Origin of the sequence: Candidatus Nebulibacter yamunensis (assembly GCF_024208055.1) — a bacterium.
In the GTDB taxonomy this organism is placed as follows: Bacteria; Pseudomonadota; Gammaproteobacteria; order Francisellales; family Francisellaceae; genus Caedibacter; species Caedibacter lacustris.
On sequence record NZ_JAMBMW010000010.1, the window covers coordinates 42,319 to 68,001 of the forward strand.

The 25,683-nt window shown below is 37.2% G+C and carries 21 protein-coding genes; 10 read left to right on the forward strand and 11 right to left on the reverse strand.

Annotated elements, in window-relative coordinates; genetic code table 11:
* Positions 1-66: 66 nt before the first annotated feature.
* From lpxB to rpsT, 5 genes are all read right to left on the reverse strand, one after another.
* Positions 67-1,197 (reverse strand): lipid-A-disaccharide synthase, encoded by a 1,131-nt coding sequence (gene lpxB / locus M1V25_RS05800; RefSeq protein WP_498842698.1) that lies wholly within the window; start codon positions 1,195-1,197, stop codon positions 67-69.
* Complete coding sequence (lpxA, locus tag M1V25_RS05805; RefSeq protein ID WP_116964552.1) at positions 1,197-1,967, reverse strand: acyl-ACP--UDP-N-acetylglucosamine O-acyltransferase; 771 nt, start codon at positions 1,965-1,967, stop codon at positions 1,197-1,199. The genes lpxB and lpxA overlap by 1 nt, the downstream gene beginning before the upstream one ends.
* 2 nt (positions 1,968-1,969) lie before the next feature.
* A complete protein-coding gene (fabZ, locus tag M1V25_RS05810; RefSeq protein ID WP_116964551.1) occupies positions 1,970-2,422 on the reverse strand; it encodes a 3-hydroxyacyl-ACP dehydratase FabZ in 453 nt (150 codons plus the stop codon).
* A gap of 22 nt (positions 2,423-2,444) precedes the next feature.
* Positions 2,445-3,467 carry a UDP-3-O-(3-hydroxymyristoyl)glucosamine N-acyltransferase gene (gene lpxD, locus M1V25_RS05815; RefSeq protein ID WP_116964550.1) on the reverse strand — a complete coding sequence of 341 codons (1,023 nt, stop codon included), beginning with the start codon at positions 3,465-3,467 and terminating at the stop codon, positions 2,445-2,447.
* A 135-nt stretch (positions 3,468-3,602) separates the two neighbouring features.
* Positions 3,603-3,875 (reverse strand): 30S ribosomal protein S20, encoded by a 273-nt coding sequence (gene rpsT, locus M1V25_RS05820; protein ID WP_116964549.1) that lies wholly within the window; start codon positions 3,873-3,875, stop codon positions 3,603-3,605.
* Positions 3,876-4,104: 229 nt separating this feature from the next.
* Between rpsT and glpD the strand changes: the two genes are divergently transcribed.
* The gene (gene glpD, locus M1V25_RS05825; protein ID WP_498842699.1) at positions 4,105-5,628 is read left to right on the forward strand and encodes a glycerol-3-phosphate dehydrogenase; all 1,524 of its coding nucleotides are present in this window, start codon (positions 4,105-4,107) and stop codon (positions 5,626-5,628) included.
* A gap of 87 nt (positions 5,629-5,715) precedes the next feature.
* Here glpD and M1V25_RS05830 read toward each other — a convergent pair whose 3' ends face one another.
* From M1V25_RS05830 to M1V25_RS05845, 4 genes are all read right to left on the reverse strand, one after another.
* Complete coding sequence (locus tag M1V25_RS05830) at positions 5,716-6,915, reverse strand: NAD(P)-binding protein (RefSeq protein ID WP_498842700.1); 1,200 nt, start codon at positions 6,913-6,915, stop codon at positions 5,716-5,718.
* Between the two features lie 118 nt (positions 6,916-7,033).
* Positions 7,034-7,396, reverse strand: coding sequence for a ZapG family protein (locus tag M1V25_RS05835; RefSeq protein WP_116964547.1), 363 nt, complete (start codon positions 7,394-7,396; stop codon positions 7,034-7,036).
* A 9-nt stretch (positions 7,397-7,405) separates the two neighbouring features.
* A complete protein-coding gene (gene ispF / locus M1V25_RS05840) occupies positions 7,406-7,885 on the reverse strand; it encodes a 2-C-methyl-D-erythritol 2,4-cyclodiphosphate synthase (protein ID WP_116964546.1) in 480 nt (159 codons plus the stop codon).
* Positions 7,886-7,888: 3 nt separating this feature from the next.
* Positions 7,889-8,269 carry a rhodanese-like domain-containing protein gene (locus M1V25_RS05845; protein WP_116964545.1) on the reverse strand — a complete coding sequence of 127 codons (381 nt, stop codon included), beginning with the start codon at positions 8,267-8,269 and terminating at the stop codon, positions 7,889-7,891.
* Between the two features lie 344 nt (positions 8,270-8,613).
* Between M1V25_RS05845 and M1V25_RS05850 the strand changes: the two genes are divergently transcribed.
* The 5 genes from M1V25_RS05850 (at position 8,614) to M1V25_RS05870 (ending at position 17,007) form a co-directional block, all read left to right on the forward strand.
* Entirely contained in the window at positions 8,614-10,362 is a 1,749-nt protein-coding gene (locus tag M1V25_RS05850) for a phospholipid carrier-dependent glycosyltransferase (RefSeq protein ID WP_498842701.1), read from the forward strand.
* Positions 10,363-10,538: 176 nt separating this feature from the next.
* A complete protein-coding gene (acnA, locus tag M1V25_RS05855) occupies positions 10,539-13,226 on the forward strand; it encodes an aconitate hydratase AcnA (protein WP_116964543.1) in 2,688 nt (895 codons plus the stop codon).
* Positions 13,227-13,336: 110 nt separating this feature from the next.
* Complete coding sequence (locus M1V25_RS05860) at positions 13,337-15,379, forward strand: FAD-dependent oxidoreductase (protein ID WP_498842702.1); 2,043 nt, start codon at positions 13,337-13,339, stop codon at positions 15,377-15,379.
* Between the two features lie 157 nt (positions 15,380-15,536).
* Positions 15,537-16,832 (forward strand): sodium-dependent transporter, encoded by a 1,296-nt coding sequence (locus M1V25_RS05865; protein WP_498842703.1) that lies wholly within the window; start codon positions 15,537-15,539, stop codon positions 16,830-16,832.
* The gene (locus tag M1V25_RS05870; RefSeq protein WP_498842704.1) at positions 16,804-17,007 is read left to right on the forward strand and encodes a hypothetical protein; all 204 of its coding nucleotides are present in this window, start codon (positions 16,804-16,806) and stop codon (positions 17,005-17,007) included. The genes M1V25_RS05865 and M1V25_RS05870 overlap by 29 nt, the downstream gene beginning before the upstream one ends.
* Here M1V25_RS05870 and M1V25_RS05875 read toward each other — a convergent pair.
* Positions 17,004-17,801, reverse strand: a complete 798-nt coding sequence (locus tag M1V25_RS05875) for a 7-carboxy-7-deazaguanine synthase QueE (protein ID WP_498842705.1) — start codon at positions 17,799-17,801, stop codon at positions 17,004-17,006. The two genes, M1V25_RS05870 and M1V25_RS05875, sit on opposite strands and share 4 nt — an antisense overlap.
* A complete protein-coding gene (locus tag M1V25_RS05880) occupies positions 17,794-18,261 on the reverse strand; it encodes a 6-pyruvoyl trahydropterin synthase family protein (RefSeq protein ID WP_116964539.1) in 468 nt (155 codons plus the stop codon). Before M1V25_RS05880 ends, M1V25_RS05875 begins: the two co-directional genes overlap by 8 nt.
* Before the next feature lie 330 nt (positions 18,262-18,591).
* Here M1V25_RS05880 and M1V25_RS05885 point away from each other — a divergent pair, with 330 nt between their 5' ends.
* From M1V25_RS05885 to M1V25_RS05900, 4 genes are all read left to right on the forward strand, one after another.
* Positions 18,592-19,434: a 7-cyano-7-deazaguanine synthase gene (locus tag M1V25_RS05885; RefSeq protein ID WP_498842706.1), complete on the forward strand. Its 843-nt coding sequence runs from the start codon at positions 18,592-18,594 to the stop codon at positions 19,432-19,434.
* Positions 19,434-20,249, forward strand: coding sequence for a DUF2797 domain-containing protein (locus M1V25_RS05890; RefSeq protein WP_498842709.1), 816 nt, complete (start codon positions 19,434-19,436; stop codon positions 20,247-20,249). Before M1V25_RS05885 ends, M1V25_RS05890 begins: the two co-directional genes overlap by 1 nt.
* Positions 20,250-20,371: 122 nt before the next feature.
* Positions 20,372-23,590, forward strand: a complete 3,219-nt coding sequence (carB, locus tag M1V25_RS05895; RefSeq protein WP_498842707.1) for a carbamoyl-phosphate synthase (glutamine-hydrolyzing) large subunit — start codon at positions 20,372-20,374, stop codon at positions 23,588-23,590.
* The gene (locus tag M1V25_RS05900; RefSeq protein WP_498842708.1) at positions 23,587-25,482 is read left to right on the forward strand and encodes an ABC-F family ATP-binding cassette domain-containing protein; all 1,896 of its coding nucleotides are present in this window, start codon (positions 23,587-23,589) and stop codon (positions 25,480-25,482) included. The genes carB and M1V25_RS05900 overlap by 4 nt, the downstream gene beginning before the upstream one ends.
* The last annotated feature ends 201 nt before the right edge of the window (positions 25,483-25,683 follow it).

The following is a 25,683-nucleotide window of genomic DNA, read 5'->3' on the forward strand; positions in this document are numbered from 1 at the left end:
TAATAGGTCAATCTTCAACGATAGTTTATTCTAATCAATCAATGCTCAATTAAAAAGGCAAAAGCGCTAGGAATTTAATAATTTTATAATCTCAATAGTTACTTTTGAATCTGCATCTTGGATGAGTAGTTTATGAAGTTCAGTAAACCGCTGTTTGATTGTATTGATTTTATGCTCATCGTCAAAATAGCGCTGTAAAGCACCAGCACAATTTTCAGAGGTGAAATTTTGCTGAATAAATTCAGGAACAACTTCTTCATTGGCTAGGATGTTTGGTAAGCCAAAAAATGGCGTTTTAAGCATATGCTTTACAATAGTAGCTGTAATATTTGATACTTTATAGCCAATAACCATTGGTTTTTTATAGAGCATCGTTTCAAGTGTAGCGGTACCTGAAGCTACTAAGCTAAAATCACAAGCTTGCAAAACGTGGTGTGCCTGACCATCAAGGAGTCTTATGTTTAGCACATCAAATTGTTCTTTATATCTGTCTAGTTCCGTATAAAGACTTTTTTTAGCAACTGGGAGTAAAGCATTAAATTGATATCCTTTTTGTTTAATTTTGGATAATGTTTCTAAGAAAATAGGTAGAATCCTTATAAGCTCTTGGATGCGACTACCTGGTAAAAGAGCGATAATTTTGTGTTCGCTTGTAATGTCAAGATAGGTTCGTGCGCTTTGTGTATCTTCTGTGAGAAGGATTTTATTGGCTAAAGGATGTCCGACAAAAATGGCTTTATGCTGGTGCTTCTGATAAAAGGTTTCTTCAAATGGTAAAATTGCAAATACAATGTCAGTCGCTTTTTTAATTTTCTTGATACGATTTTCACGCCATGCCCAAACAGAAGGACTAACATAGTGAGCCGTTTTGACACCTAAAACCTTGAGTTTTGCTTCAATAGGTAAGTTAAAATCAGGTGCGTCAATGCCAATATAAATGTCAGGAGGGTTCTTTTTACAATGCTGTAATATTCCACGGCGAACTTTCAAAATTGAAGGCAAATGTTTAATGACTTCGATAATACCCATAACCGATAAAGTTTCAATAGGATATAGACCGTTTAGCCCAGCCCCAAGCATTTGAGTGCCACCAATGCCTTCAATAATTGCATTTGGATAATGTTGTCTTAATAGACGTACGACACCTGCTCCTAGTTGATCCCCTGAGAGCTCACCTGCTACGAGCATGATTCTCATTAACGGATAATTCCACGTTTTGAGTTTTCTAATAGAGTAACAAAACGTTCAATGGCAGATATTTCTTTTTGCATCACTTTAAGTTTTTCAATGGCGTCAACTAGTCGTAAACCTTGGCGATAAATTATTTTATAAGCCTCTCGGATGGCTCGGATCTCTTGTGTAGAAAACTTGGCCCGCTTAAGCCCTTCTATATTAATGCCGCAAGGAGAAGTTGGAGAGGAAGCAACCATGAGGTAAGGAGGCACATCTTGAGTAATAAGTGCCATATGTGCAATAAAAGAGTAAGCACCTATTCGGCAAAATTGATGGACCCCACTATTGACGCCGATAGTGGCAAAATCATCCACACGAACATGTCCAGCAAGAGCAGCATTATTAACCAAGGTGACCTTGTTCCCAACTTGACAGTCATGACCAATGTGGACATAGTTCATGATGAGGTTGTTGTTACCAATTCGGGTAGTTCCATCTTCTTTGGCAGTACCTGCGTGGATGGTTGCACATTCTCGAATGATGTTATTATCACCTAAGATCAGTTGTGAAAATTCGCCATGAAAACTATGGTCGATTGGCTCTTCTCCAACTGAGGCAAATTGAAATATGCGATTGTTTTTGCCAACAATGGCATTTTTACCAATAACTGCATGAGCAGAAATGTTACACCCTTCTCCAATTTTGGCATTTTCACCAATGATGGCATAAGGACCAATGGTGACATTCTCGGCAATTTCTGCCGTTTCATGAATAACTGCTCTTGAGTCGATCACTTTCACACTTCCCTATAGGCAGCAATAAAATCAGCGCTAGCAACAAGTTCATTATCTACATAAGCTTCGGCATGACTTTTACACATGCCACGTTTAATTTTACCTATAGAAGCATGAAGTTTTAATACGTCTCCTGGCACCACAGGACGCTTAATCCGAACGTTATCAATTCCAGCAAGAACAAATAGCTTTTTATGGTCAAGTTGCTCTTGGTTGGATACCATCATTTTAACACCTAAAATACCAATCGCTTGTGCCATTGCTTCAACAATTAGTACACCTGGCATAATAGGTTGATTTGGAAAATGACCATTAAAGAACTCTTCGTTTGCAGTGACGTTCTTTTGTGCTACAACAGTACCTGTGCCAATATCCATATCGATGATTTTATCGACTAATAAAAAGGGATATCGGTGGGGTAAAATTTCTTTAATTTGTTGAATATTAAGCTGCATGAGTGAGGTGCCTTAAAGTTTTTTATTTGTCGTCTTGCAATTTTTTCTCGAGCATTTTAACACGACTCTCAAGTTTATCTAGCCTAAAAATGCGTGCGCTGGTACGTTTCCATTCCATGTGTGGTCGTGCATTGAAGGCTGCTGTGTAAAAGCCCGGTGTATCAATACTTTTACTAACGTTAGATGCAGCAGCAAGCATCACATCATCACAAATTGACAAATGACCACTGATGCCAACTTGTCCGCCAATGAGACAGTTTTTGCCGATGGTGACAGAACCTGCTATACCCGATGAACCTGCAATCGCTGTATTTTCCCCAATGACAACGTTGTGCGCAATTTGAATCTGGTTATCGATTTTAACACCATCGCCAATAAACGTGTCATCTATCGCACCACGATCAATTGAAGTACTGGCGCCTATCTCTACATTATTTCCAATGGTGACCCCACCAATTTGAGGAATTTTGACCCAGTTGCCTTGTTCATCTTTAGCGTTACCAAAGCCATCGGAACCGATGACAGAATTAGCATGAATAATACACTTTTCACCTATCTCAACGCCGTGATAAATAGTAACGTTTGGTTTAATTTCGGTGTATTTACCAATGCTAGAATTGTCTAAAACAACACAATTCGCACCAATGATAGCTCCATCAGCAATCACGACATGCTCACCAATCAAAACGTTTGCACCAATACTTACATTATTTGCGATGATCGCTGTTTTTGCAATCACTGCGGATAAGTGGATACCAGGTTGCGCCTTTGGAGCTTTATCAAATAACTGTGCTACTTTTGCAAATGCAAGGTAAGGGTTATCAAGCACGACAGCATTAGTTGGGCAAAGTGCTAGTGCTTCCTTAGTGAGTAAAACTGCAGAGGCCTGGGTAGTTTTTAATTCACAAAGGTATTTGCTATTAGCAAGAAAAGAAAGCTGACCAGGTTGTGCATTTTTGAGCGTTGCAAGGCGAGATACAGTAATGGCTTCATCACCGTGTACATGTCCGCCTAGAATTTGGGCAATTTTTTTTAGTGAGTACATGTTACATCCTTATGAGGTTATAGGTGCTGATCACCAAATTATTTTGCAATAAAAGACCTTATATTTTATTTTAAAAAAAAAGCCCCATGATAGGAGCTTTTAGGCTTAATTTAAATCTTGAGGAGCAAATTTTTATTAAGCAGCAAGTGACAAAGCCTTTATTTTGGCATGGATACGACTTTTATGACGTGCCGCTTTGTTCTTGTGAATAAGACCTTTTGTCGCATAACGATCTAGTACAGGTTGAAGCTTAGCAAAGCATTCTTTCGCCAAAGAAAGATCTTGTGCTTCAATTGCTTTAATGGTTTTCTTCATAAACGTTCTCATCATTGAGCGACGAGCCATGTTATGTTGACGGTTTTTTTCCGCTTGTCTTATACGCTTTTTAGCCTGTTTAGTATTAGCCAATGTTGTTCTCCAGCTTATTTTTTATTTCTTAAATTCTTTAGGTTACAGTTCGCTAAACCAAGAAATGGACACGCTTTTCTGGGATAGGAATGACTGTCAAATTTTAAAATGCAGCACATTTTGAACTGATTTGGCTGATATGTCAACACCGTGATTTTAATGATTAGAAAAATCATTTGGAATCAGCTACAATACACCGCGGTCTACAGTCTAAATTAATGAAGTGATTATGCAATTGCAAGAAAATAACGAGATGGAAACAGATTTATTGGTTATTGGTGGTGGTATTAATGGAACAGGTATTGCGCTTGATGCAAGCTTAAGAGGGTTAAGCGTTGTACTATGTGAAGCAAAAGACTTAGCTTCAGCCACTTCATCTGCAAGTAGTAAACTTGTACATGGAGGCTTGCGCTACCTTGAGCAATATGAATTTAAACTCGTTAAAGAGGCATTAAAGGAGCGAGAAATTCTGCTGAAAAAAGCACCACATATTATTCATCCGCTTCGCTTTATTTTACCGCATGCTAAGCATTTGCGCCCAGTATGGATGATTCGCATAGGCATGTTCTTGTATGATTTTCTAGCAGGTAAAATGTCACTTAAAAAATCACAAAAAATCTCGCTTGTGGGTAGCAAAGAAGGTCAGCAATTAGTTGATGAATTTAAAGTTGGATTTGCTTATTCAGATTGCCGAATTGATGATTCCAGGATGGTGGTATTTAATACTATTGAAGCAAAAGACAATGGCGCGAAGATCTTAATGCCTTATCGTTGTGTAGAAGCAAAAAGGCAAGGTAAAAAATGGCAAGTCAAGCTGTTGGATAATAGTAACAAAGAAGTTTTGGTTAATGCAAAGGCAATTGTTAACGCAGGTGGACCATGGGTTGCCAATATTATTGATGATGTGCTGGAAACGAACTCAAAATCTGGAGTAAGATTAATAAAAGGCAGTCATATTGTTGTGCCTAAACTTTATAACGGTGATCATGCGTATATTTTGCAAAATAAAGATGGCAGAATTGTGTTTGCCTTGCCGTATGGTTTTGTCTCTGAACACGAAAACGAATTTACTTTAATTGGTACAACTGATTTAAATTATGAGGGCGATCCAAGAGATATTGAGATTAGTGAAGAAGAAACAGATTATTTATGTAAATTAATTAATGGTTATTTTAAAAAACATATTTCTTCGCAAGATGTCATTTGGAGTTATGCGGGTGTGCGTCCACTGTATGATGATCACTCAGTTGATCCATCAAAGATCACAAGGGAGTATCATCTTGAGTTAGAAGATCAAAACGGTAAGCTACCTGTATTATCTGTTTTTGGTGGTAAGGTTACAACTTATCGCACTTTATCACAACATGTGGTTGATAAATTAAAGCCCTATTTCCCTAATATGGGCTCTTGTGTAACGGATCGCGTTCCAACAGCAGGTGGAAATGCACATTCTTTTAGCGAAATTATGCAACAACTCAAAAAAACGTACCCGTGGCTTGAAGCCAAGCACGCTTATCGATTTGCCGCATCTTATGGGATGAAGAGTTTTGATGTGCTAACAGATGCAAAATCATATGATGATTTGGGACGATGTTTTGGCTATAACTTTTACCAAAAGGAACTGGAATACTTAGTAAAAGAAGAATGGGTTACTGATGTTGATGCACTCATTTGGCGGCGAAGTAAGCTTGGTTTGTGGTTGACAAAAGAACAGGTTGCAGCTTTGGAAGCATGGTTTATGCGTGATTTATAGCTTACATTTTGATGATTTAAAGGTCTGTTGAATATTTTCATCAACAGATTTGGACTAGTGTTAAGAAAATCTCGAAAACACACATAATCAGCTTTTAGATACTAAACGCAAAAATTCTTCATAAGATCGCTTAACACAATCCTCTACTGCCAGGCGAGTTAAGTAGTTCCCTGTAAGATAAAGGCTATTATCTTGAACAAGACGCTTGTTAAGAGAGGTTAAGAACCTTGAATGGTGAGTCTGGTAACATGGTAAGCTATTTGTTTTGATATAAGTATCAATAAGTGCATCATTAGGGATATTTAGCTTGGCTAAAAACTTCGTTATCAAACTTATTATGTCGTGATTTTCTGGTTTAAAGTGAATGGTAAATCCACGGTATTTTTCATGATCAATAACATCGCGACTTACTATTGAATAAAAGCTTTGATTCACACCAATTAACCCATTAAGCGGCTTGATGTGTTTCACTTTATCCTGATCGACAATAAGTGCTACCGTTATGAGGTTTGATAATGTTGGCTGGTGTGGCAAGTCTGCAAGTGGATGGTTTATATCTTTAAGAAGTTTCTGGGTAATATGCCAAGGTGTTGCCAGGATAAGCTTATCTGCCGTTAATTCGCTATGGTTAGTTTTAATATGCCAAGTGTTGTTTTGATAGTAAATACCGTTACATGTGGTATTGGTACGAATCGTGAAAACCTCGTTTTCGCAATTATTAAACAAACTGGACATGCCATTTTTGAAAGTAAAGCTTCTGGGTAAATTTTTATTTTTTTTGCGTGTTTTAAATAAAAAATCAGCTGGAAAATCACGACTATTCTGGCATAACACGGCATCAAAGCAATAACGTAAGATTGTATTATAGTTTTGTTTGCCAAATACAAAACTAAAGTATTCCTTAACACTTTTATCTTTGGCAGTGGTGAATTTAAATAATGGCCAACCCAATCCTGCACGCATAAGGTTAAGCTGAGGTATAATCGAACAGATTTTATTGTTAATAAGAAGCTTAAAAGGATATTTATTTCGTTTTTGGAGTTGTTCTAATAGCCCCTTTTGGTTGCAATAATCAATTAGGTGTTGATAAGAGTTGTAGACGGTATGAGTACCAAGCTCTAACCAAAAATCGTGCGCCTTTGTACTGTAATAAGTTTCAATACAGCCACCGATTTTATCCCTTGCTTCTATGATAATAGAAGAATAATTTTTCCAAGCGGCAAAATGGGCAAAGCTTATTCCTGAAATACCACCTCCAATAATGGCAATTTTGTAATGTGATTCCATGTTCTTTCCATCGTTTAATTTTGCTTGCACTCGTGTGTGCTGATTAAAGAAGTCGTATAAGGGGCACTAGCTGGTAAATAAAAGCTTCAAACCTGCTTGAGAGTACCTATATATTGCGTTATTTTTCATCAGATCCGTTTGCATAATCTTTTGGTATATTTGGAGCGGAAAGTGGCTGATTAGTTTTTTTATCAATATACACTTTGGGTTGCAAAAGAGATTGTCTAGAAGGATCTAGATTCAGTTTTACACTATATTCTTGTGAGTGCTTTTGGAGCTCAGCAAACTGTTGATAGATACTTTCCATGATTTCATGTGTTTTATGGACGTGCTCGTTAACCGTATTTTGATAATGCGTTAATAATTTTTTTGTCTCTTCCAGCTCGGTGTTTAAAGCTTTACTGTTTTTGCGCAAGTTTAAACCGATAAGGATTCCAATTAATAAAGCAGCAACCATGCTTAAAATAAGAGCGATTACCATAACTTCTCCTTAAGGTTGATAGATCAGAGCTACGGCGTAACAGGCAAGACCTTCTTTTCTGCCGATAAACCCAAGCTTTTCAGTTGTAGTGGCTTTGATGTTAACTTGATTTAATTTAAGCTGCAACAGTGAAGCAATCGATTGACACATTTCATTGATATAGGGAGCAAGCTTCGGTACTTGTGCTACAACTGTAATATCGATATTGGAAATTTGATAGCCTAAACTAACCACGTTCTTTTGCGCATGCAATAAAAAATCTTTGCTTGCTCTGTTTTTATGTGCTGGATCGGTGTCAGGGAAGTGTTGTCCAATGTCCCCTAAAGCAGCAGCACCAAGAAGTGCATCGGTTAAGGCATGTAAAACGATATCACCATCAGAGTGTGCTTCTAACGAAAAAGGGGCGAGAACCTCAATTCCAGCAAGTATTAGTGGTTTGTTTTGAGTGCTGATTTTATGAACATCATAACCATGACCAATACGAAACATGGCTTATTCACCTTTAATGACAACTGGAAATTGTTCAGCAATCCAAGCACGAAATCCTCCATCAATAGAGATAACGTTGTGATATCCCATTTTTTGTAAATTATCTGCACTTAAGGCAGAGCGAAAGCCACCACCGCAATAAAGGTAAAGCTTTTGTTCTTTATTGGGAATAAGTGTTTCTATTTTGACTTCAATAAGACCTTTGCTTAGATGATAGGCTCCTGGTAAATGTGCGTGTGTATATTCAGATTCTTCGCGAACATCAATCAATACACCATCTAAAGTACCATTGTCCATTAAATATTTAATGTGAAAAATATCACATTCTTGAATACGTGTTTTGGCGTCATTAACCAATTTAAGAAATTCATTATTATGTTGCATGATTTGTGCCCCATTTACTGTGATTTAAGCTTTTGCATTGTACAGCGCTTGTCCCCTATTTTTTAGTCTTTTCTTTCTGTACAGTAGAATTTTTTCATTTGAATTGCACTTAAACTGATCTTTGTATAATTATCAAACACAATTTGAAACCTTTAACTGCGATAGCTGATTGAAGTATTTTTCTCATGTTTTGAAAATTAAGAAAAAATAACGCTTCCGTCAAAACTTTGCAAACCTTTCTTCATGTACACAGAAACCTATCCGATAAAAAATGGCGCAAAATAATTTCTCGATGTTATAATTTCGGTTATTTTAATGTTATCCCGTTTAATGTGGTAAAAGTTATGATAAAACACGGAAGTCATTGTCGCTTACGTATGCAAGTGGATCGTATTTTTGGGTGTGATTTATTAATATTGAGTTTGATTATGGCAGTTGCGCTGTGCCTTTATGGTGTGCCTGTTTTATTCACCCCAGATGAAGGCAGATATGCTGAAATTGCACGTGAGATGATTGTGAATAATGAATATGTCGTACCGCATTTAGATGGCGTGATTTATTTTGAAAAGCCGCCAATGATTTATTGGCTAACGGCTTTATCGCTTAAGTTTTTTGGTTTTAATATTTGGGCAGCAAGATTGCCAAATCCGATATTATCGATAATTGGTGTGTTATTTGTATATGTTGTTTGTCGGATTGTCTATCAAAAAAGGCGTGTGGCATTATGGTCAGCATTGGTTTCTGGGACTTCAATTTTGTATTTGGGGGGTGCGCGTTATCTGAATCTAGATGCAGGTGTTGCTTTTTTTATTACGGTCACTATGTTGTCTTTTTGGGCATCAAGGCAATATAAACAAAAAAGCTGGACAAACAATCTGTGGTTGCTAAATGCCTTTATTTTTTCAGGTTTAGCAGTGATGACCAAAGGTCTTATTGGCATTGTGTTTCCTATGATGATTATTGGTTTATGGGCAATTATTGTTGGTAAGTTCCGATTACTTTTAGATTACCGTTTGTACCTTGGCTTAGTCATTGTGGTCTTGATTTCGATTCCTTGGATTATTGCAGTTAACAGCGAACATCCTGAATTTTTTCACTACTATGTTGTTGTGCAGCAGATCTTAAGATATGCCACCGATGAGCAAGGTAGGCAAATGAGCAAGTTTGCTTATTTTGGAATTTTCATTATTGGTTTTTTCCCTTGGTTTGGTTTTTTACCACAAGTTTTTAAATCAGTGCTAACTAAATGGAGAACACGTAGAGAACACGAAAATGAATGGTTCTTATTTGTTTGGGGGGTGAGTATTTTGCTGTTTTTTGCATTCTCAAAATCCATCTTGATAGGATATTTGATTCCAATTGTTGTGCCATTTGCAATTTTAATTGCGCGTAGACTCGATAAGATTTTGAATGACGTTAAATTAAAAAAGTCAACTAAAGCAAGTGTTATTGTGGCGTTAGTTTTTTTTGCAGCTATTGCAATTGCATTTGTTATTTTGCCATTTATTCCACAGTTTTCAATGTTCTTTTTGAAAATCGCAGTTTATTATTGGTTGGGTGCTGTAGTGGCAATCATTACAGCAATTATGGGTTGTATTTATCTTAAACGCGATAACCTGAAAACAATCATGTTATGGTTTGTTGCAGCAATGATGATTATTCTTAACTTGGGATGGTCAGGTTCTCAATATTTTGCACAAAAAACAGTAAAACCGTTGACTAATATTGTAGCACCACTATTAAAAGCCTATCCGAATGCTATTGTTGCCAACTATGATGGTTATTTTTATGATGCTCAGTTTTACTTAGATCGTTTAACTTGGATTGTGGCAAATGAAGGTGAACTTGCCAATACAGCAAGAATGTCTAACTCAGGTGCGGATAAAACGCTAAGAACAGCGGAGCAATTTTGGTCCGTTTGGAAGAGTGATCAACGTGTGTTTGTTTTTACCGATGCCAATAACTATAACCTCTATTTTAAAAAGAGTCAGCCGTATCAGGGGTATTTGTTAGGTGAAACGCCTAAGCGTTTTTTGCTAACCAATCATCCGTTACCTGAGTATTTGATTACGTCTATAACACTTGATAAATGATTTTGTGAGAAAGTGATTTTTAAAGGATAATATCGTAAATCCAAAAAATACAGCTGTAATGAGCTTTTTATGCCAGTGCCGTATGAGTGCTTGAGTGCAGCTGTACAAAGGTAATCAATTCCGCTAATATGAGCGCCGAAATAACCTCATAAATCATAGAAGAAGGAGCTATCCTAATGGTGGATTTAAAGCGTTTAACTAAAGTGCTGATTGACTCAAAAGGGCAGCAATATACAGCTTATAGTTTGCAGAAGCTGGCAGCAGAAACGGCTAAAGATATCACGCGTTTACCTTATTCAATTCGAGTGTTGGTGGAAAACCAATTACGTAATATCGACAACTATAAAGTTAAAGTTGCAGACGTTGAAAATGTATTAAATTGGGAGCCTCAAGCAAAAGTGCGTCCTGAGATTCCTCATATGCCTGCTCGTGTAGTGATGCAGGATTTTACAGGTGTGCCAGCTGTTGTCGATTTAGCGGCAATGCGTCAAGCAATTAAAGATGCAGGTGGGAATCCACAAAAGATAAATCCACTTGTCGACACAGCAATGGTGATCGATCACTCAGTACAAGTCGATTATTTTGGCTCAAAAGACTCGTTAGAAAAAAACGTTGCCAAGGAATTTGAGCGCAATGGTGAGCGTTATTCTTTGCTTAAGTGGGGACAAAAAGCATTTGATGATTTTGTTGTGGTACCACCTGGTATGGGAATCATTCATCAGGTTAATTTAGAGTATTTAGCAAAAGGTATTCTTATTAAAGCACAAAATGGCGAAAAAGTGGCCTATCCAGATACGCTTGTTGGAACCGATTCACATACTACTATGATCAATGGTATTGGTGTAATGGGCTGGGGTGTTGGTGGTATTGAAGCTGAGGCTGTGATGCTTGGACAACCTTACTATATGGTTTTGCCTGATGTCATAGGCGTTAAATTAACAGGAGCATTACGAGAAGGTGTGACTGCAACAGATCTTGTGTTGACGATTACCCAATTACTTCGTAAACATGGTGTGGTTGGTAAATTTGTTGAATACTATGGGGCAGGTTTAAGATATTTATCCTTACCAGATCGAGCAACCATTGCCAACATGGCGCCAGAATATGGTGCAACGATGGGCTTTTTCCCTGTTGATGAAGTGACATTAGAGTTCTTTAAGCAAACAAATCGTGCTCAATACGTTGATTTGGCTAAAAAGGTCTACGAAGAACAGTATTTGTTCCGCCATGATCCAGCAGAAGAACCAGAATATACCACGGTCATTGAACTTGACATGTCAACGGTGGATTCTACCTTAGCAGGACCTAAGCGTCCACAAGATCGTGTTTCTATGCGTGACTTAAAGGCGTCATTTGGAAAGTGTTTGACGCATGAAGCAGGATTGCATGGTTTTGGCTTAAGTGCGGAAGAAGTAAAAAAATCGGTTAAGGTCACAGGCATGAATTGTGAGTTAAAGCATGGGGATGTTGCGATTGCTGCGATTACTTCATGTACCAATACATCGAACCCTTCAGTCTTGTTAGGGGCGGGATTATTAGCGAAAAAAGCGGTAGAAAAAGGCTTAACCGTTAAGCCATACGTTAAAACCTCGCTTGCCCCTGGATCACAAGTAGTCACAAAATACCTTGAGAAGTCTGGCTTATTAAAATATTTAGAACAATTAAAATTTAATGTAGTTGGCTATGGCTGTACGACCTGTATTGGTAACTCAGGTCCATTAGACCAACCAATTGTTGATGCGATTAACAAGGGTAACTTAGTTGTTACTTCTGTCGGTTCTGGAAACCGTAACTTTGAAGGGCGTATTAACCCCGATGTGAAAGCAAATTATCTGGCTTCTCCTATTCACGTTGTTGCCTATGCAATTACAGGTACGGTTAATTTTGATCCAGAGCATGATCCAATTGGTCAAGATCAGCATGGTAAAAATGTATTCTTAAAAGACATTTGGCCAAGTAGTCATGATATAGCACAGTTGCAATCTCGCGTGATCAACGCTGAGATGTTTGAGAAATCTTATGCAACTGTTCTAGATGGGACACCAGATTGGAAGAGACTGGCATCATCTTCAGGTAAGTTATATGAATTTGATAAGAAATCAACTTATATCCAGTGTCCTAATTTCTTTGAGAACTTTACCAGTTCTGGCAAAAATTCCTTAGATATCTTTGGTGCGCGCACCTTGCTTATGTTGGGTGATTCGGTTACAACAGATCACATCTCTCCAGCAGGATCCATTCCTGAAAAATATCCAGCAGGGCAATATCTAAAAGCACATGGTGTAGAGAAGAAGGATTTCAATTCTTATGGTTCTCGCCGCGGTAATCATGAGGTGATGATGCGTGGTACCTTTGCCAACATTCGCATTCGTAACTTATTAGCACCAGGTATAGAAGGTGGCGTTACGAAGTATCATCTGGATGGCTCGATTCAATATGTGTTTGATGCCGCCATGAAATATAAAGCACTTGACATACCACTTATTGTGTTAGCAGGTAAAGAATATGGTACAGGCTCATCGCGTGATTGGGCAGCAAAAGGCACTTTCTTGTTAGGTGTCAAGGCAGTTATTGCTGAAAGCTATGAGCGTATTCACCGTTCTAATTTAGTCGGTATGGGTGTATTACCATTACAATACATTGAGGGTCAAAGTGCAAAATCACTTGAGTTAGATGGGACAGAAACCTTTAATATTAAGGGGTTAGACAATGTTAAACCACGCCAAAATGTGATTGTTGAAGCCATCCATCCAAGTGGACATAAAACCATATTTGAAGCATTGGCGCGTCTAGATGCCGATGTTGACGTTGACTACTTGAAAAATGGTGGCATTTTGCAAACTGTTCTTAAAAATATGATGTAATTCCGAGAATTATTTATTTCATCACTAAACTCATTTCTTAACGCACTTTCTTTATCCTCGTAAAATCGTTACACTACTTTTTATCTAGTAGCTTTTATGGAATTACATTCATGACGAATAAAACAAGTATCTATCCATTTATATCAACTCCTTTAGATCTTGGTTTTACCACACTTAAAAATCGTATTGTTATGGGGTCAATGCACACAGGTTTAGAAGAGCAAAAAGGTGGGTTTAAGCGCTTGGCTGCTTTTTATGCAAAACGTGCTGAAGGTGGCGTGGGTTTAATTGTAACTGGAGGAGTATCACCCAATATGCGAGGTTGGCTTTATCCTTTTGCAATTAAATTAACTAATAAAATTGAAGTGAAAAAGCACAAGTTAATCACTGACGCCGTACATAAAGCAGATGGTAAGATCTTGATGCAAATTTTGCATGCAGGGCGTTATGGTTATCACCCTTTCTGTGTTAGCGCCTCAAATGTCAAAGCACCAACGAATAAGTTTAAACCACATATGTTAACGAATTGGGGTATAAAAAGAACAATTAAGCACTTTGCTCGCTGTGCCAAACTTGCAAAAGAGGCTGGTTATGATGGTGTTGAGGTAATGGGTTCAGAAGGATATTTAATTAATCAATTCTTGGTTGAACACACCAATAATCGCAAAGATCAGTGGGGTGGAACCTTCGAAAATAGGATGCGATTACCATTAGAAATTATAAGAGCAATTCGTGAGAAAGTGGGAGAGCAATTTATCATTATGTTTCGCTTATCGATGTTGGATTTAATTGATCAAGGTAGTTCTTTTGATGAAGTTATTACATTAGCTCAGGCGCTTGAAAAAAAAGGGGTCACGATTATTAATACTGGTATTGGTTGGCATGAGGCTCGCATTCCAACGATTAGCACCCAAGTGCCACGAGCCGCATTTGTTCCGATTACTGAAATTGTTCGCAAATATATTAATATTCCAATTGTTTGTGTTAACCGAATTAATACCCCCGAAATTGCTGAAAAAATTCTGCAGAAAAATAAAGCAGACTTGGTCTCAATGGCACGTCCTTTATTGGCTGACCCTGATTTTGTGAAAAAAACACAAAATGGGGAAAGTGAGGCGATAAACACTTGTATTGCTTGTAATCAAGCGTGCTTAGATCACGTCTTTGTTGGCAAACAAGCATCGTGTTTGGTTAATCCATATGCTTGCAATGAAACAATTATGATTTCAATACCTGCTCGAAATGCTAAAAAAATTGCTGTAGTGGGAGCAGGGCCTGCTGGTTTGGTAGCAGCGATTGAGTTGGCTAAACGAGGGCATAAAGTTGATTTATACGAAGCATCTGATAAGATTGGTGGACAGTTCAAACTCAGCGCTAAAATACCAGGAAAGGAAGAGTTTACTGAAACCTTGCGCTATTTTAACTATCAATTAAATAAGTTTCAGGTTAATTGTCTCTTGAATCATAAAGTCCAAAGTGACGAGCTATTAGCTAAAAAATATGATGAAATTGTCATTGCTTCGGGTGTTGTGCCAAGAGTCCCAAATATAAAGGGCATAGACCATAAAAGTGTTGTCAATTATGTGCAGTTGATCAATTCTGACGTCGCACCTGGTAAAAAAGTGGCAGTAATTGGCGCTGGGGGTATTGGTTTTGATGTTTCGACTTTCTTGGTATTGGGGGGACGTAAAATGAGTGCGGATTGTGAAACTTATTACAAAGAATGGGGGATAGATGTTACACTTAAGCATAGAGGGGGCTTAAATATCAATATCATAGAAACAACAGTGCCAAAATGTGAGATTTATTTATTACAGCGAAAAGATGAAAAATTAGGCAAGCGCCTTGGCAAGACAACAGGTTGGATTCATCGCACAATGTTAAAGCATTACAAGGTTAAGATGTTAAAAGGTGTGGATTATCAAAAAATTGATGATGAAGGTTTACATATTATGATAGATGATAAACCTCAATTATTGAGTGTGGATCAGATAGTGGTTTGTGCAGGGCAAGAATCAGATAAATCGCTTTATGATGAGTTATTGAGCAAAGAGGCAAAAAACGTTCATATTATTGGTGGCGCACATATTGCAGCAGAAGTAGATGCAAAACGTGCGATTAAAGAGGCAACAGAATTAGCATTAAAGCTGTAATAAAGTTATGTGTAAATGTATGCTACCCTTTATTTTTTATAGGAACTTTTGGGTTTATCTTTAATGTAACTTAATTATATGTTGATACATTGCTAAGTTTAAATGGTATACTTTTAAAGTATTATGAATGGTTCATTGCTAATGATGGGAGGAAGAAATGGGGCAAATACGTAAAGACTTTAGTTCAGTTTGGATATTTATATTGGCAGCTATTGGGTCTGCTGCGGGCTTAGGAAACTTATGGCGTTTTCCTTACCTTGCTTATGAGCATGGAGGAGCAGCATTTTTCGTGGCATACATCATTTGTTTGCTCTGTATTGGTTTGCCATTATTGATTTTGGAGGTGGGTTTGGGGAAAACCTCTAAAAAAGGGGCGCCAGAGGCCTTGGCATTAATCGGTCATGCTAAGCGCTTTAAAATAGTTGGTTGGCTTGCAGTGTTAGTAGCTTTTGGTGTTTTAACTTATTATATTGTCATTGCTTCGTGGGTGCTTAATTTTGCGGTAGATTCGTTTAAAATGCCGTGGCAAGCAGATAGTGAATCATACTTTTTTAATCAATTCTTAGAGCTATCATCTGGGATTGGTGCTTTTACTGTCCCTAAGCTGACAATCATTTTAGGTGTTATGGTGATTTTACTATTAAGTTATATTTCACTATATAAAGGTACAAGTGGTTTGGCATTTGTTGCAAAATGGATCACTCCACTTCCATTTATTTTATTACTCATTTTATTGGGGAACTCTATTACACTGTCGGGTAGTTTAGGTGGTCTATATCAATTATTTATCCCAGTTTGGTCAACGCTGTTAGATACTAAAGTATGGTTTGCAGCAGCAACACAAGTCATTTTTTCAATCTCATTAGCAACTGGTGTCATGTTTGCTTATGGTGCATTATTAAATAAAGAGGTGAATGTCTCTAAAACTTGTACAATTGTTGTAATTGGTGACACGTTAGCGTCTATGATTTGCAGTATGATCATATTTTCAGTGTTAGGACATGTTGCATATATAGATGGCAAGGACGTGCACGAAGTTGTTTCAGGAGGTATTGGGCTTGCATTTGTAGTGATCCCACATGCGCTAACTTTACTTCCAGTTGTACAAGAGTTTTTCTCATTTATTTTTTATGCTTCCGTGTTCTTTTTGGCATTTACATCTATCGTATCGCTATTTGAGGCAATTTTAGCGGCATTGATGGATAGTAAAATAAAGCTTAAGCGTGCAACTATTTTATTTATAATATGTGTGTTGCTTTTTATCTGTAACTTATTATATACGATGGGAAATGGGTTGTATTTATTAGATATAATTGATCATTTTATAAACGGTTATTTGATGGTTATCGTCATGGTAGCGGAAGTGATTGTAATTACCTGGTTGTATGATATTAATCGCTTAAGTGGTGAGTTATTTCAAGGAGGTGGTTCACAAGCATTACACAGGTTTTAAACTTTTATGTAGTTATATCATTCCGCTGGTTTTAACAATACTATTCGTTAAACAAGTTTATACAGACATTGCAACTGGTTATGGTGGTTATGCAGCTGGTTATTTATGGGGTGTTGGAGTCATTATTTTGATCATTGTGGCGGTAGGATCTTGGCGCCTAAGTCGCAAACTCTAAACGCCAATTTTGTCATCGAAAGCGATAATGTGATCGCGACCTGTAAACTTAAAGCCTTCTTTAAGTGCAAGTTCAATGATCTTTGGATAGGCTTTTATTATCTCTTTGCGAGTTCTACCAGCAGGCATGAGGTAAACTTTTGATCTAGGAATATTAAGTTCAGCAATGAGAGAGTTGATTTCTTGGATATTTTCGTGACTTCCATCACAAACTGGCTTTAGTTGATAATCTTGATGGTAATCAATCATTTGACGCATAGCATAAAGGTTTAAGCGGTATTTGTTATGCTGATCAATGAATTTTTGATCAACCTTTTTGCCTTTAGGTGTAAGTATTCCAAGCTTTGGAATCGAATTATTAAACTTGGGTGATAGGCTAATGAGGTGAATTGGATGCTCCGTTTTGACAAAGTGTGAGCCTTCTGTTTCAAGGGTTAAAAAGAAATTACGTTGATATGCAAGGTGCATGATTTCATTGATGATAGCGGGGTGCATAGTTGGTGCGCCACCCGTGAACATGATTTCTTTTATGTTAGGGGAAGATTCAATCATTTGGATGATGTCATAAAATGAGAACTTACCTTTTTGCGCATGGATGCTTGAGTACCACGTATCGCACCAGTCCCCTTGTTCACCAAAATAGCAGCGGTGTGTACACCCTGTTGTGCGAATCGCAAAACAAGGATGTCCACGGCGAGAGCCTTCTCCTTGTAAGCAAGGGTAAATTTCGATTATAGGTAGGATTTGATTATAATTGGTGACACGAAGTTGTGATGCGCCTCCTAGGTTATTCAATTTCAGCAGCTCCTAGATTCTTATTGTTTTCCATGACATCTACTCGATAGAGTTGTGCTCGATTATTACTGTGAGTCAAAACCATACTTCCTAGTTTGTTGAGCACAAACTCAGCAATACCTTCGCAACTAAAATAAGGTAAAGTACGTAACTGAATTAGACCTTGTTCTTCAAGAGCTTTAAAAGTACTAAGGGCAGGATCTTTTTCAGACAAAACAATCGTGTGATCAAACATATAGTGAAACCATTCTTTTGTTGTCATACCATCAATTAAAAATTGTTTATCTTTTAGCCATCCAAAGTCCCATACCCAATTGTGTTGGTCAAGTTGATTTGCTTTAAAATGCAGGCGAAACGAAATAGCATAGCCGTGCAAAAAACGGCAATGTGAATGAATAGCGTTCCATTGGCGAAAGCAAGTGGAAAAGCCATCAAGACATTTTTCAATTCGGTAAATCATTTGTAGTAAGATATTTTAAAAATTTTTTAGCACTATAGGCGAATTCTTATTCAGCTGCAAGTAATTATATCTACGTTTGAGTCAACGTTGGCTTCGCAATTTTTCTACCCCATTTTGAAGCGATGTATAGATAGATTAAAACGCAATTATCATGTTAAATTTTCATAAATAACTTATAAAGTTGATTGGTTTATCGGTATAATCTAGCTGGATTAACAGGTCTAATTTTTAATGTCTGTAATATGTGATTTGCTGGGTTAAAAAGTCAGATAATACGCTGAAACTTAGTTCAATTGGTTTATCTTTTTTAATTTGAAACTCTAAATTGCAGTGAGGTCAAGAATGAGTAAAAGAAAATATGCAGTAGTGTCATTTTCAGGTGGTATGGATTCCTCTTCATTGATGCTGCGTTTACTAGATGATGGTTATGAAGTTACAGCACTCTCTTTTGATTATGGTCAAAAGCATAAAGTAGAATTAGATAAAGCAAGAAGCTTGGCTGATTACCTTAAACTACAAAATTTTAAGCTTTATCATCAAGTAATTAAAATAGATGGACTTGCAAAGTTATTGCATTCCACATTAATAAATGGTGGAGATAATGTGCCTCAAGGGCATTATCACGAGAGTAATATGCGCTTAACGGTGGTGCCAAATCGTAATAAAATCTTTAGTTCAATTTTGCAAGCAGTGGCATTGTCAATTGCAAAAGCTAATGATTGTGAGGTTCTAATTGCAATGGGGGTTCATGCTGGAGATCATGCAACCTATCCAGATTGTCGTCAGTTGTTTCGTGATAAAGACTATGAAGCGTTTGTTGCGGGTAATTGGGATGCAGAGCGTGTGAAATATTATCTTCCTTATATTGATTATAACAAAGCATATGTATTAAAAGATGGAATAAGTGCATGTGAATCATTGGGACTAGACTATGAAGAGATCTATGGAATGACGTTTACCTCATATATTCCTATTAAATATGACAATACGATTTATAGCGATTATAAGTCAGCATCTTCAATTGGGCGAATTGAAGCCTTTTTAGCCTTGGAACTAAAGGATCCAGCAGCATATGCAGATGAATTGGGTCCTGTAAGTTGGAAAATTGTTAAGGAGCATACGCAAAAAGTCATTGCTGAGTTTAACTGCAAACAAGCAAAGAGTGTTAAATGATAGAACAAACAATCACTTTGTCAAAAATGCAAACTTTCCTGAGTGAAAGTAATATGGCTCAATATCAGCTAGGCGAGCTTAAAATGAATGCGCTTATTGGTAAACGTATAACTCTGAAATTTTTGGGGGAAATTAATTGTGTTGCCTGTGGACGGTCCACTAAAAAGAGTTTTAATCAGGGCTATTGTTTTCCTTGTTTGAGAAGCTTAGCAGAATGCGATACCTGTATCATTAAGCCAGAATTATGTCATTACCATGAAGGGACATGCCGTGATAGTAGTTGGGGTAAGGCGCACTGCATAAAGCCACATTATATTTATCTTGCCAATACGGCAGTTATTAAAGTGGGTATTACGCGTGAAAAAAATATTCCATCTCGTTGGATTGATCAAGGTGCAACTCAGGCATTGCCAATTGTTCAAGTTAGTGAGCGGTTGCTATCAGGTTTAATCGAAGTAAAGCTTGCACAACATGTGACTGATAAAACCAATTGGCAGGCGATGCTAAAATCATCTCCTGATCAGTTAGATTTATTAGATTATAAAAATAAAATATTGGCAAAAGAGCAACATTTTATTGATGCTTTAAAGGAAAAATATAGTGAAGCATCAATAAAAATTGTGAAAATGTCTGAGCAGCAGATTCATTATCCTGTGCTAGAATACCCAAATAAAATACAAGCACATAACTTGGATAAATCCCTAATTATTGAAGGGTTGCTTATGGGAATGAAAGGGCAATATGTTATCTTAGATACTGGCGTGATGAATGTACGAAAATTTGCAGGTTATAAATGCCAAATTAGCATCCAGTAGTGACCCTTTTAGATGACTTGAGAGAAATAACTTTATAACTATTATGAATCATTTAAGCGATATAATTGCGTTTCACGGAAAAAACTTTAGAATAAGGTAAACTCGAACAACGTGAAATTTTAATGCTTAATCATCGTGACGTTTTCAAACAAATCAAAAAGGTTTTACTCTTAGGATCAGGTGGTATTCGTATTTCTCAAGCAGGTGAGTTTGACTATTCAGGCTCACAAGCGATAAAGGCGCTAAAAGAGGAAGGAATCAAGATTATTTTGGTTAACCCTAACATTGCAACGATTCAAACCGATCCTGGGATGGCTGATGAGGTGTACTTTGAGCCATTAGATCTTGCACATGTCACCAAAATTATTGAAAAAGAAAAGCCAGATGCGATTATGCTTAGCTTTGGTGGGCAAACAGCTTTGAACTTGGGGCTTAAGCTTGAAGAAAAAGGTGTGTTAGCACTCCATGATGTCAAAGTGTTAGGAAGCTCGGTACAGACAATCAGGGAAGCGGAAGATCGTGGACTTTTTAAAAATAAATTAGATGAGATTGGTATTAAAACAGCTAAAAGTTTTGTGGCTACAACGTTAAAAGAAGCCTTAATTGCAGCTGAGGAAATTGGTTTTCCGCTGATGATGCGCTCAGGTTTTTCTTTGGGTGGACTTGGTTCAGGCATCGTCAAAACTAAAGATGAACTTAAACATCGTGTTACTGAAGTGCTGAATGCGACTTCTCAAGTGTTAATTGAAGAATGTCTATTGGGTTGGAATGAGTTTGAATACGAAATTGTTCGGGATATGGCAGGAAACGTGCTTACTGTATGCAATATGGAAAACTTTGATCCAATGGGAATTCACACCGGTGAAAGTATTGTTGTTTCACCTTCACAATCATTAAATAATAAAGAATATCACCGCTTGCGTGAAATCGCGATTAAGGTTGCCAATCATTTTAATATCATCGGTGAATGTAATATTCAATACGCTTTTAATCTTGCAACGTCTGATTATCGTGTGATAGAGATTAATCCTCGTTTATCGCGCTCATCAGCATTAGCTTCAAAAGCAACAGGTTATCCATTGGCATTTATTGCTGCAAAACTTATCTTAGGATATAACTTACATGAGTTACAAAATGCAGTAACCAAGAAGACTTGTGCTTACTTTGAACCCGCTTTAGATTACATTGTTGTTAAAATTCCTCGTTGGGATACACATAAACTTAAAAAAGCAGAACGTTTTATTGGCACAGAAATGAAGTCAGTTGGCGAGGTTATGGCAATTGGTCGTTCTTTTTCAGAAGCCTTGCAAAAAGCGGTAGGTATGTTAAACATAGGGGCTGCGGATTTAACGGATTATCCCTTTGATATTCCTGATCTTGAACTTGAGATTGAGCGGGCAACCGATAGAAGGATCTTTGCACTACATCGCTTTTTTGTTAAAGGGGGTAGTATTGATAAGGCGCATGCACTATCAGGTATAGATAAATGGTTTTTAAATCATATGCACACGATTGCAAATATGGAAAATACTTTGAAAAATCATGCGATTCCTTTAACTAACTCATTGTTAAAAGAAGCTAAGAAACTTGGTTTTTCTGATAAGAGTATCGCAAGATTTCGTGAAATGGATGTTCAAGCCTTACGTGCTTGGCGGATTGCTCAAGGGATCGTCCCTTACGTTAAACAGATAGATACGTTAGCTGGCGAATTTGAAGCAGAAACCAATTATTTATATATGACTTATCATGGAATTGAGCATGACATTTTACCATCTAAAATACCTGCAAGTTTAATCCTTGGTTCAGGACCGTATAGTATTGGATCTTCAGTTGAATTTGATTGGTGTGGTGTCACTGCTGCTCATACACTCAAAAAACTAGGTGAGTCACCTATTATTATCAACTCCAACCCGGAAACTGTATCAACCGATTATGATGAGTCGGACAGATTGTATTTTGAGCAGTTAACCTTTGAGCGCGTTCAGGATATTGCTGATTTTGAAAACTTGAAGGGCATTATTGTATCAGTAGGTGGGCAGGTCGCCAATAACCTAGTTGTGCCTTTATCCAAAGTGGGTTATCCAATTTTGGGCACCTCTCCTCAGAACATTAATCGTGCCGAAAATCGAGCAATTTTTTCGAATATGTTAAATGAGCTTGGCATTGATCAGCCTGCTTGGGAGTCTGTGACAACTTTGGAAAATGCGAAAGCATTTGCAGAAAGAGTTGGTTACCCAATCTTGGTACGTCCTTCTTATGTGCTATCAGGAGCAGCCATGAACGTAATTTATTCTGAAGATGCGCTTGAGCAATACTTGCGTGAGGCGGCTTTGGTATCTCCTGAGCATCCTGTTGTGATTTCAGATTTTATTAACAATGCTAAAGAGCTAGAAATAGATGGTGTTGCTCAAAATGGTGAAATCGTTATTTATGCGATTTCTGAGCATGTTGAAAATGCAGGCGTTCATTCTGGGGATGCAACCATTGTATTACCTCCTCAAAACTTGTATTTAGAAACGATTCGTCGTGCTAAGCGTATTACCAAGAAAATTGTTAAAGCACTTAATATTTCAGGTCCTTTTAATATTCAATTTATTGCCAAAGATAATAACCTCAAAGTGATTGAGTGTAATTTGCGTGCATCACGCTCATTTCCATTTGTATCGAAAGTGACAGGGCATAATTTTATTGAGATTGCAGCTGAGGTGATCATGGGTAAATATAACAAAAAACGCTATAACACTTTGGACTTAGATTACGTTGGTGTAAAAACATCACAATTTTCATATAATCGATTAAAAGGTGCCAATCCTGTGGCGCATGTTGAAATGTCTTCAACGGGTGAGGTGGGGTGTATTGGCTATGATTTATTGGATGCGTTTTATAAATCTTGGCAGGCAACAGAAATGTTTGTAAAACGCAAAAAAGTATTGCTTTCAATTGGAGGTGACAAGAAAGTTAAGCTTTTACCAGAGATAAAGAGGCTTTACGAGTTAGGTTGGGAAATTTATACAACAACAGGAACTAGTCAATACTTAAAAGAGTTTGGTATTGAAACAAAGCTGGCCTATAAAATCAGTGAGTCAGAAGCGCCAAACGTTGAAAATATCATTGCCGATCGCTGTGTGGATTTGATTATTAATATTCCACGTAGAGAACAACATGTAAGTGATGATAATCTTTCAGATGGTTTTAAAATTAGGCGTTTAGCGGTAGATCATCATATCCCACTTATCACAAACTTGCAGATTGCGGAGCTCACATTGCGTTCATTGGCAGAGCTACATGATGCCCCGATTCAAGTAAAATCATGGCGTGAGTTCATGGAGATGCGTGCTTGATTAGTTTGCAGAAAGTTTCATTACAACGTGGGTTAAAGCTATTATTTAATGAAATAAATGTTTCGATTTATGACAAGCAAAAAATTGGTCTTGTTGGTAAAAATGGTGCTGGAAAAACTTCTTTGTTTATGCTTTTATCCGGTGTGTTACAGCCAGATGTTGGTGAGATTGAGGTTGCTAAAGGCGCGCGTATTGTAACGGTTAAACAAGAAGTAGATGATTTAAATACTTCAATTATTGATTATGTTATGCGTGGTAATGAAGTTCTCTGTAATCTGCATTATGAAATGCAACAGGCTTTGTTAAATGAAAACTATGAGGCACATGCTAAGTTACATGCTGATTTTGAGGTTTTGGGTGGTTACCAGCTTGAAGCAAAGGCAGCGGCATTGTTAGATGGGCTTGGCTTTAACACTAAGCAAATTCATGACCAGGTGAAATCGCTTTCAGGTGGATGGCGGATTCGTTTGAACTTAGCACAAGCACTGTTACAGGAAGCAGAGCTTTTACTATTGGATGAACCAACTAACCACTTAGATTTGGATGCTGTGCTTTGGTTAGAGCGTTATTTACAAAGCTATACTGGGGCAGTTATTCTTATCTCTCATGATCGAATATTCTTGGATAATGTTGTACAACGTATACTACATATCGAAAATAAAACGGTTAATAGTTATAGTGGAAATTATTCTGCATTTGAAAAGCAATATCATGAGCAAAGACTTTTACAGCAAAAAGCTTACCAAAAACAACGACAAAAAATTTTACATTTAGAAAGCTTTATTAACCGATTTAAAGCCAAAGCAACTAAAGCTAAGCAAGCGCAGTCAAGAGTTAAAATGCTAGAAAAAATGCAGCGTATTGAAGTTTTACAAGAGCAGCAGGCGTTTGAATTTTCGTTTGCTGATAATGTACGCATGCCAACAGGCAGTTTGCTTAGTTTAGAAAATGCTACATTGGGTTATACATTAGGTTCCCCGATTTTAAAAGGCGTGAATCAGGTGATTATGCCAGAAATGCGTATTGGGCTTTTGGGTAGAAATGGTGCAGGCAAATCAACCTTAGTGAAATCTTTGGTCGGAGAATTGCCATTATTAGCAGGTCAATGTAAAAAACACCCAGATTTGAAAATAGGTTATTTTGCACAACACTCATTGGATGTGCTAGATTTTGAGGCTTCTCCGTTGCTTCATATTAAGCGCATAGATGATAAGCTAACAAATGAACAAGCACGTACATTTTTAGGTCGATTTAAGTTTAATAATGAGATGGCATTATCACCCGTTGAGAGGTTTTCAGGTGGAGAAAAAGCTCGTCTTGCCTTAGCTTTAATTGTTTATCAAAAGCCAAACTTTTTATTATTAGATGAACCAACCAACCATTTGGATATCGAGGTACGTGAAGCCTTGGCTTATGCACTTCAGTCCTTTAGTGGAGCGCTTGTGCTTATTTCTCACGATCGTTATTTGCTAGAAAGTACAGTAGATGAATATTGGTTGGTAGAAGAAGCCAAGATTTTACCTTTTATAGGTGATTTAAGGGATTATTATCAATATATGTCAGCCAAAACCACAATATCTCAAACTAAAGAGAAAGAAGGTTCGATGTTCGTTGTAAGTAAAGAGAATAAAAAGAAAGAACGTCAACGGCGGACTCAACTACGTGAAAAGCAAAAACCATTAACTGATAAAATTAAAAAAATTGAAGAGATAATCGCTAAGTTACAACAGCAAAAAAGTAAGCTTGATATTCAGCTTCAAGATGAAGCGTTATATCAGGATAAGCAGCAGTTAAATATTATATTGCAAGCACATACTGAAATTCAGATGGAATTGGAAAAATCTGAACTAGAGTGGCTAAGTTTGCATGAAGAACTGGAAAAGGTTCAGTAAACCCGATAATCAAATAAATAATCAAATAAAAAGTAAACTAATAAAGTTATCTTGTATTGCATTATTTGTTGATTATTTTTCAAACACGATTAAACAAAATTAAAAAAAAGTTAAAAAAAGCGCTTGCGGGGAACTGATGTGTGTGTATAATGGCGACTCGTTGTCACTGAGAGTGTTTGGTGAGAGGGCTCTGGATAAGGG

Excerpts from the sequence above, each read along its gene's own strand:
- lpxB (WP_498842698.1), bottom strand. The coding sequence starts at position 1,197 with ATGAGAATCATGCTCGTAGCAGGTGAGCTCTCAGGGGATCAACTAGGA.
- fabZ (WP_116964551.1), bottom strand. The coding sequence starts at position 2,422 with ATGCAGCTTAATATTCAACAAATTAAAGAAATTTTACCCCACCGATAT.
- lpxD (WP_116964550.1), bottom strand. The coding sequence starts at position 3,467 with ATGTACTCACTAAAAAAAATTGCCCAAATTCTAGGCGGACATGTACAC.
- glpD (WP_498842699.1), top strand. The coding sequence starts at position 4,105 with ATGCAATTGCAAGAAAATAACGAGATGGAAACAGATTTATTGGTTATT.
- M1V25_RS05830 (WP_498842700.1), bottom strand. The coding sequence starts at position 6,915 with ATGGAATCACATTACAAAATTGCCATTATTGGAGGTGGTATTTCAGGA.
- M1V25_RS05835 (WP_116964547.1), bottom strand. The coding sequence starts at position 7,396 with ATGGTAATCGCTCTTATTTTAAGCATGGTTGCTGCTTTATTAATTGGA.
- ispF (WP_116964546.1), bottom strand. The coding sequence starts at position 7,885 with ATGTTTCGTATTGGTCATGGTTATGATGTTCATAAAATCAGCACTCAA.
- M1V25_RS05845 (WP_116964545.1), bottom strand. The coding sequence starts at position 8,269 with ATGCAACATAATAATGAATTTCTTAAATTGGTTAATGACGCCAAAACA.
- M1V25_RS05850 (WP_498842701.1), top strand. The coding sequence starts at position 8,614 with ATGATAAAACACGGAAGTCATTGTCGCTTACGTATGCAAGTGGATCGT.
- acnA (WP_116964543.1), top strand. The coding sequence starts at position 10,539 with ATGGTGGATTTAAAGCGTTTAACTAAAGTGCTGATTGACTCAAAAGGG.
- M1V25_RS05860 (WP_498842702.1), top strand. The coding sequence starts at position 13,337 with ATGACGAATAAAACAAGTATCTATCCATTTATATCAACTCCTTTAGAT.
- M1V25_RS05865 (WP_498842703.1), top strand. The coding sequence starts at position 15,537 with ATGGGGCAAATACGTAAAGACTTTAGTTCAGTTTGGATATTTATATTG.
- M1V25_RS05880 (WP_116964539.1), bottom strand. The coding sequence starts at position 18,261 with ATGATTTACCGAATTGAAAAATGTCTTGATGGCTTTTCCACTTGCTTT.
- carB (WP_498842707.1), top strand. The coding sequence starts at position 20,372 with ATGCTTAATCATCGTGACGTTTTCAAACAAATCAAAAAGGTTTTACTC.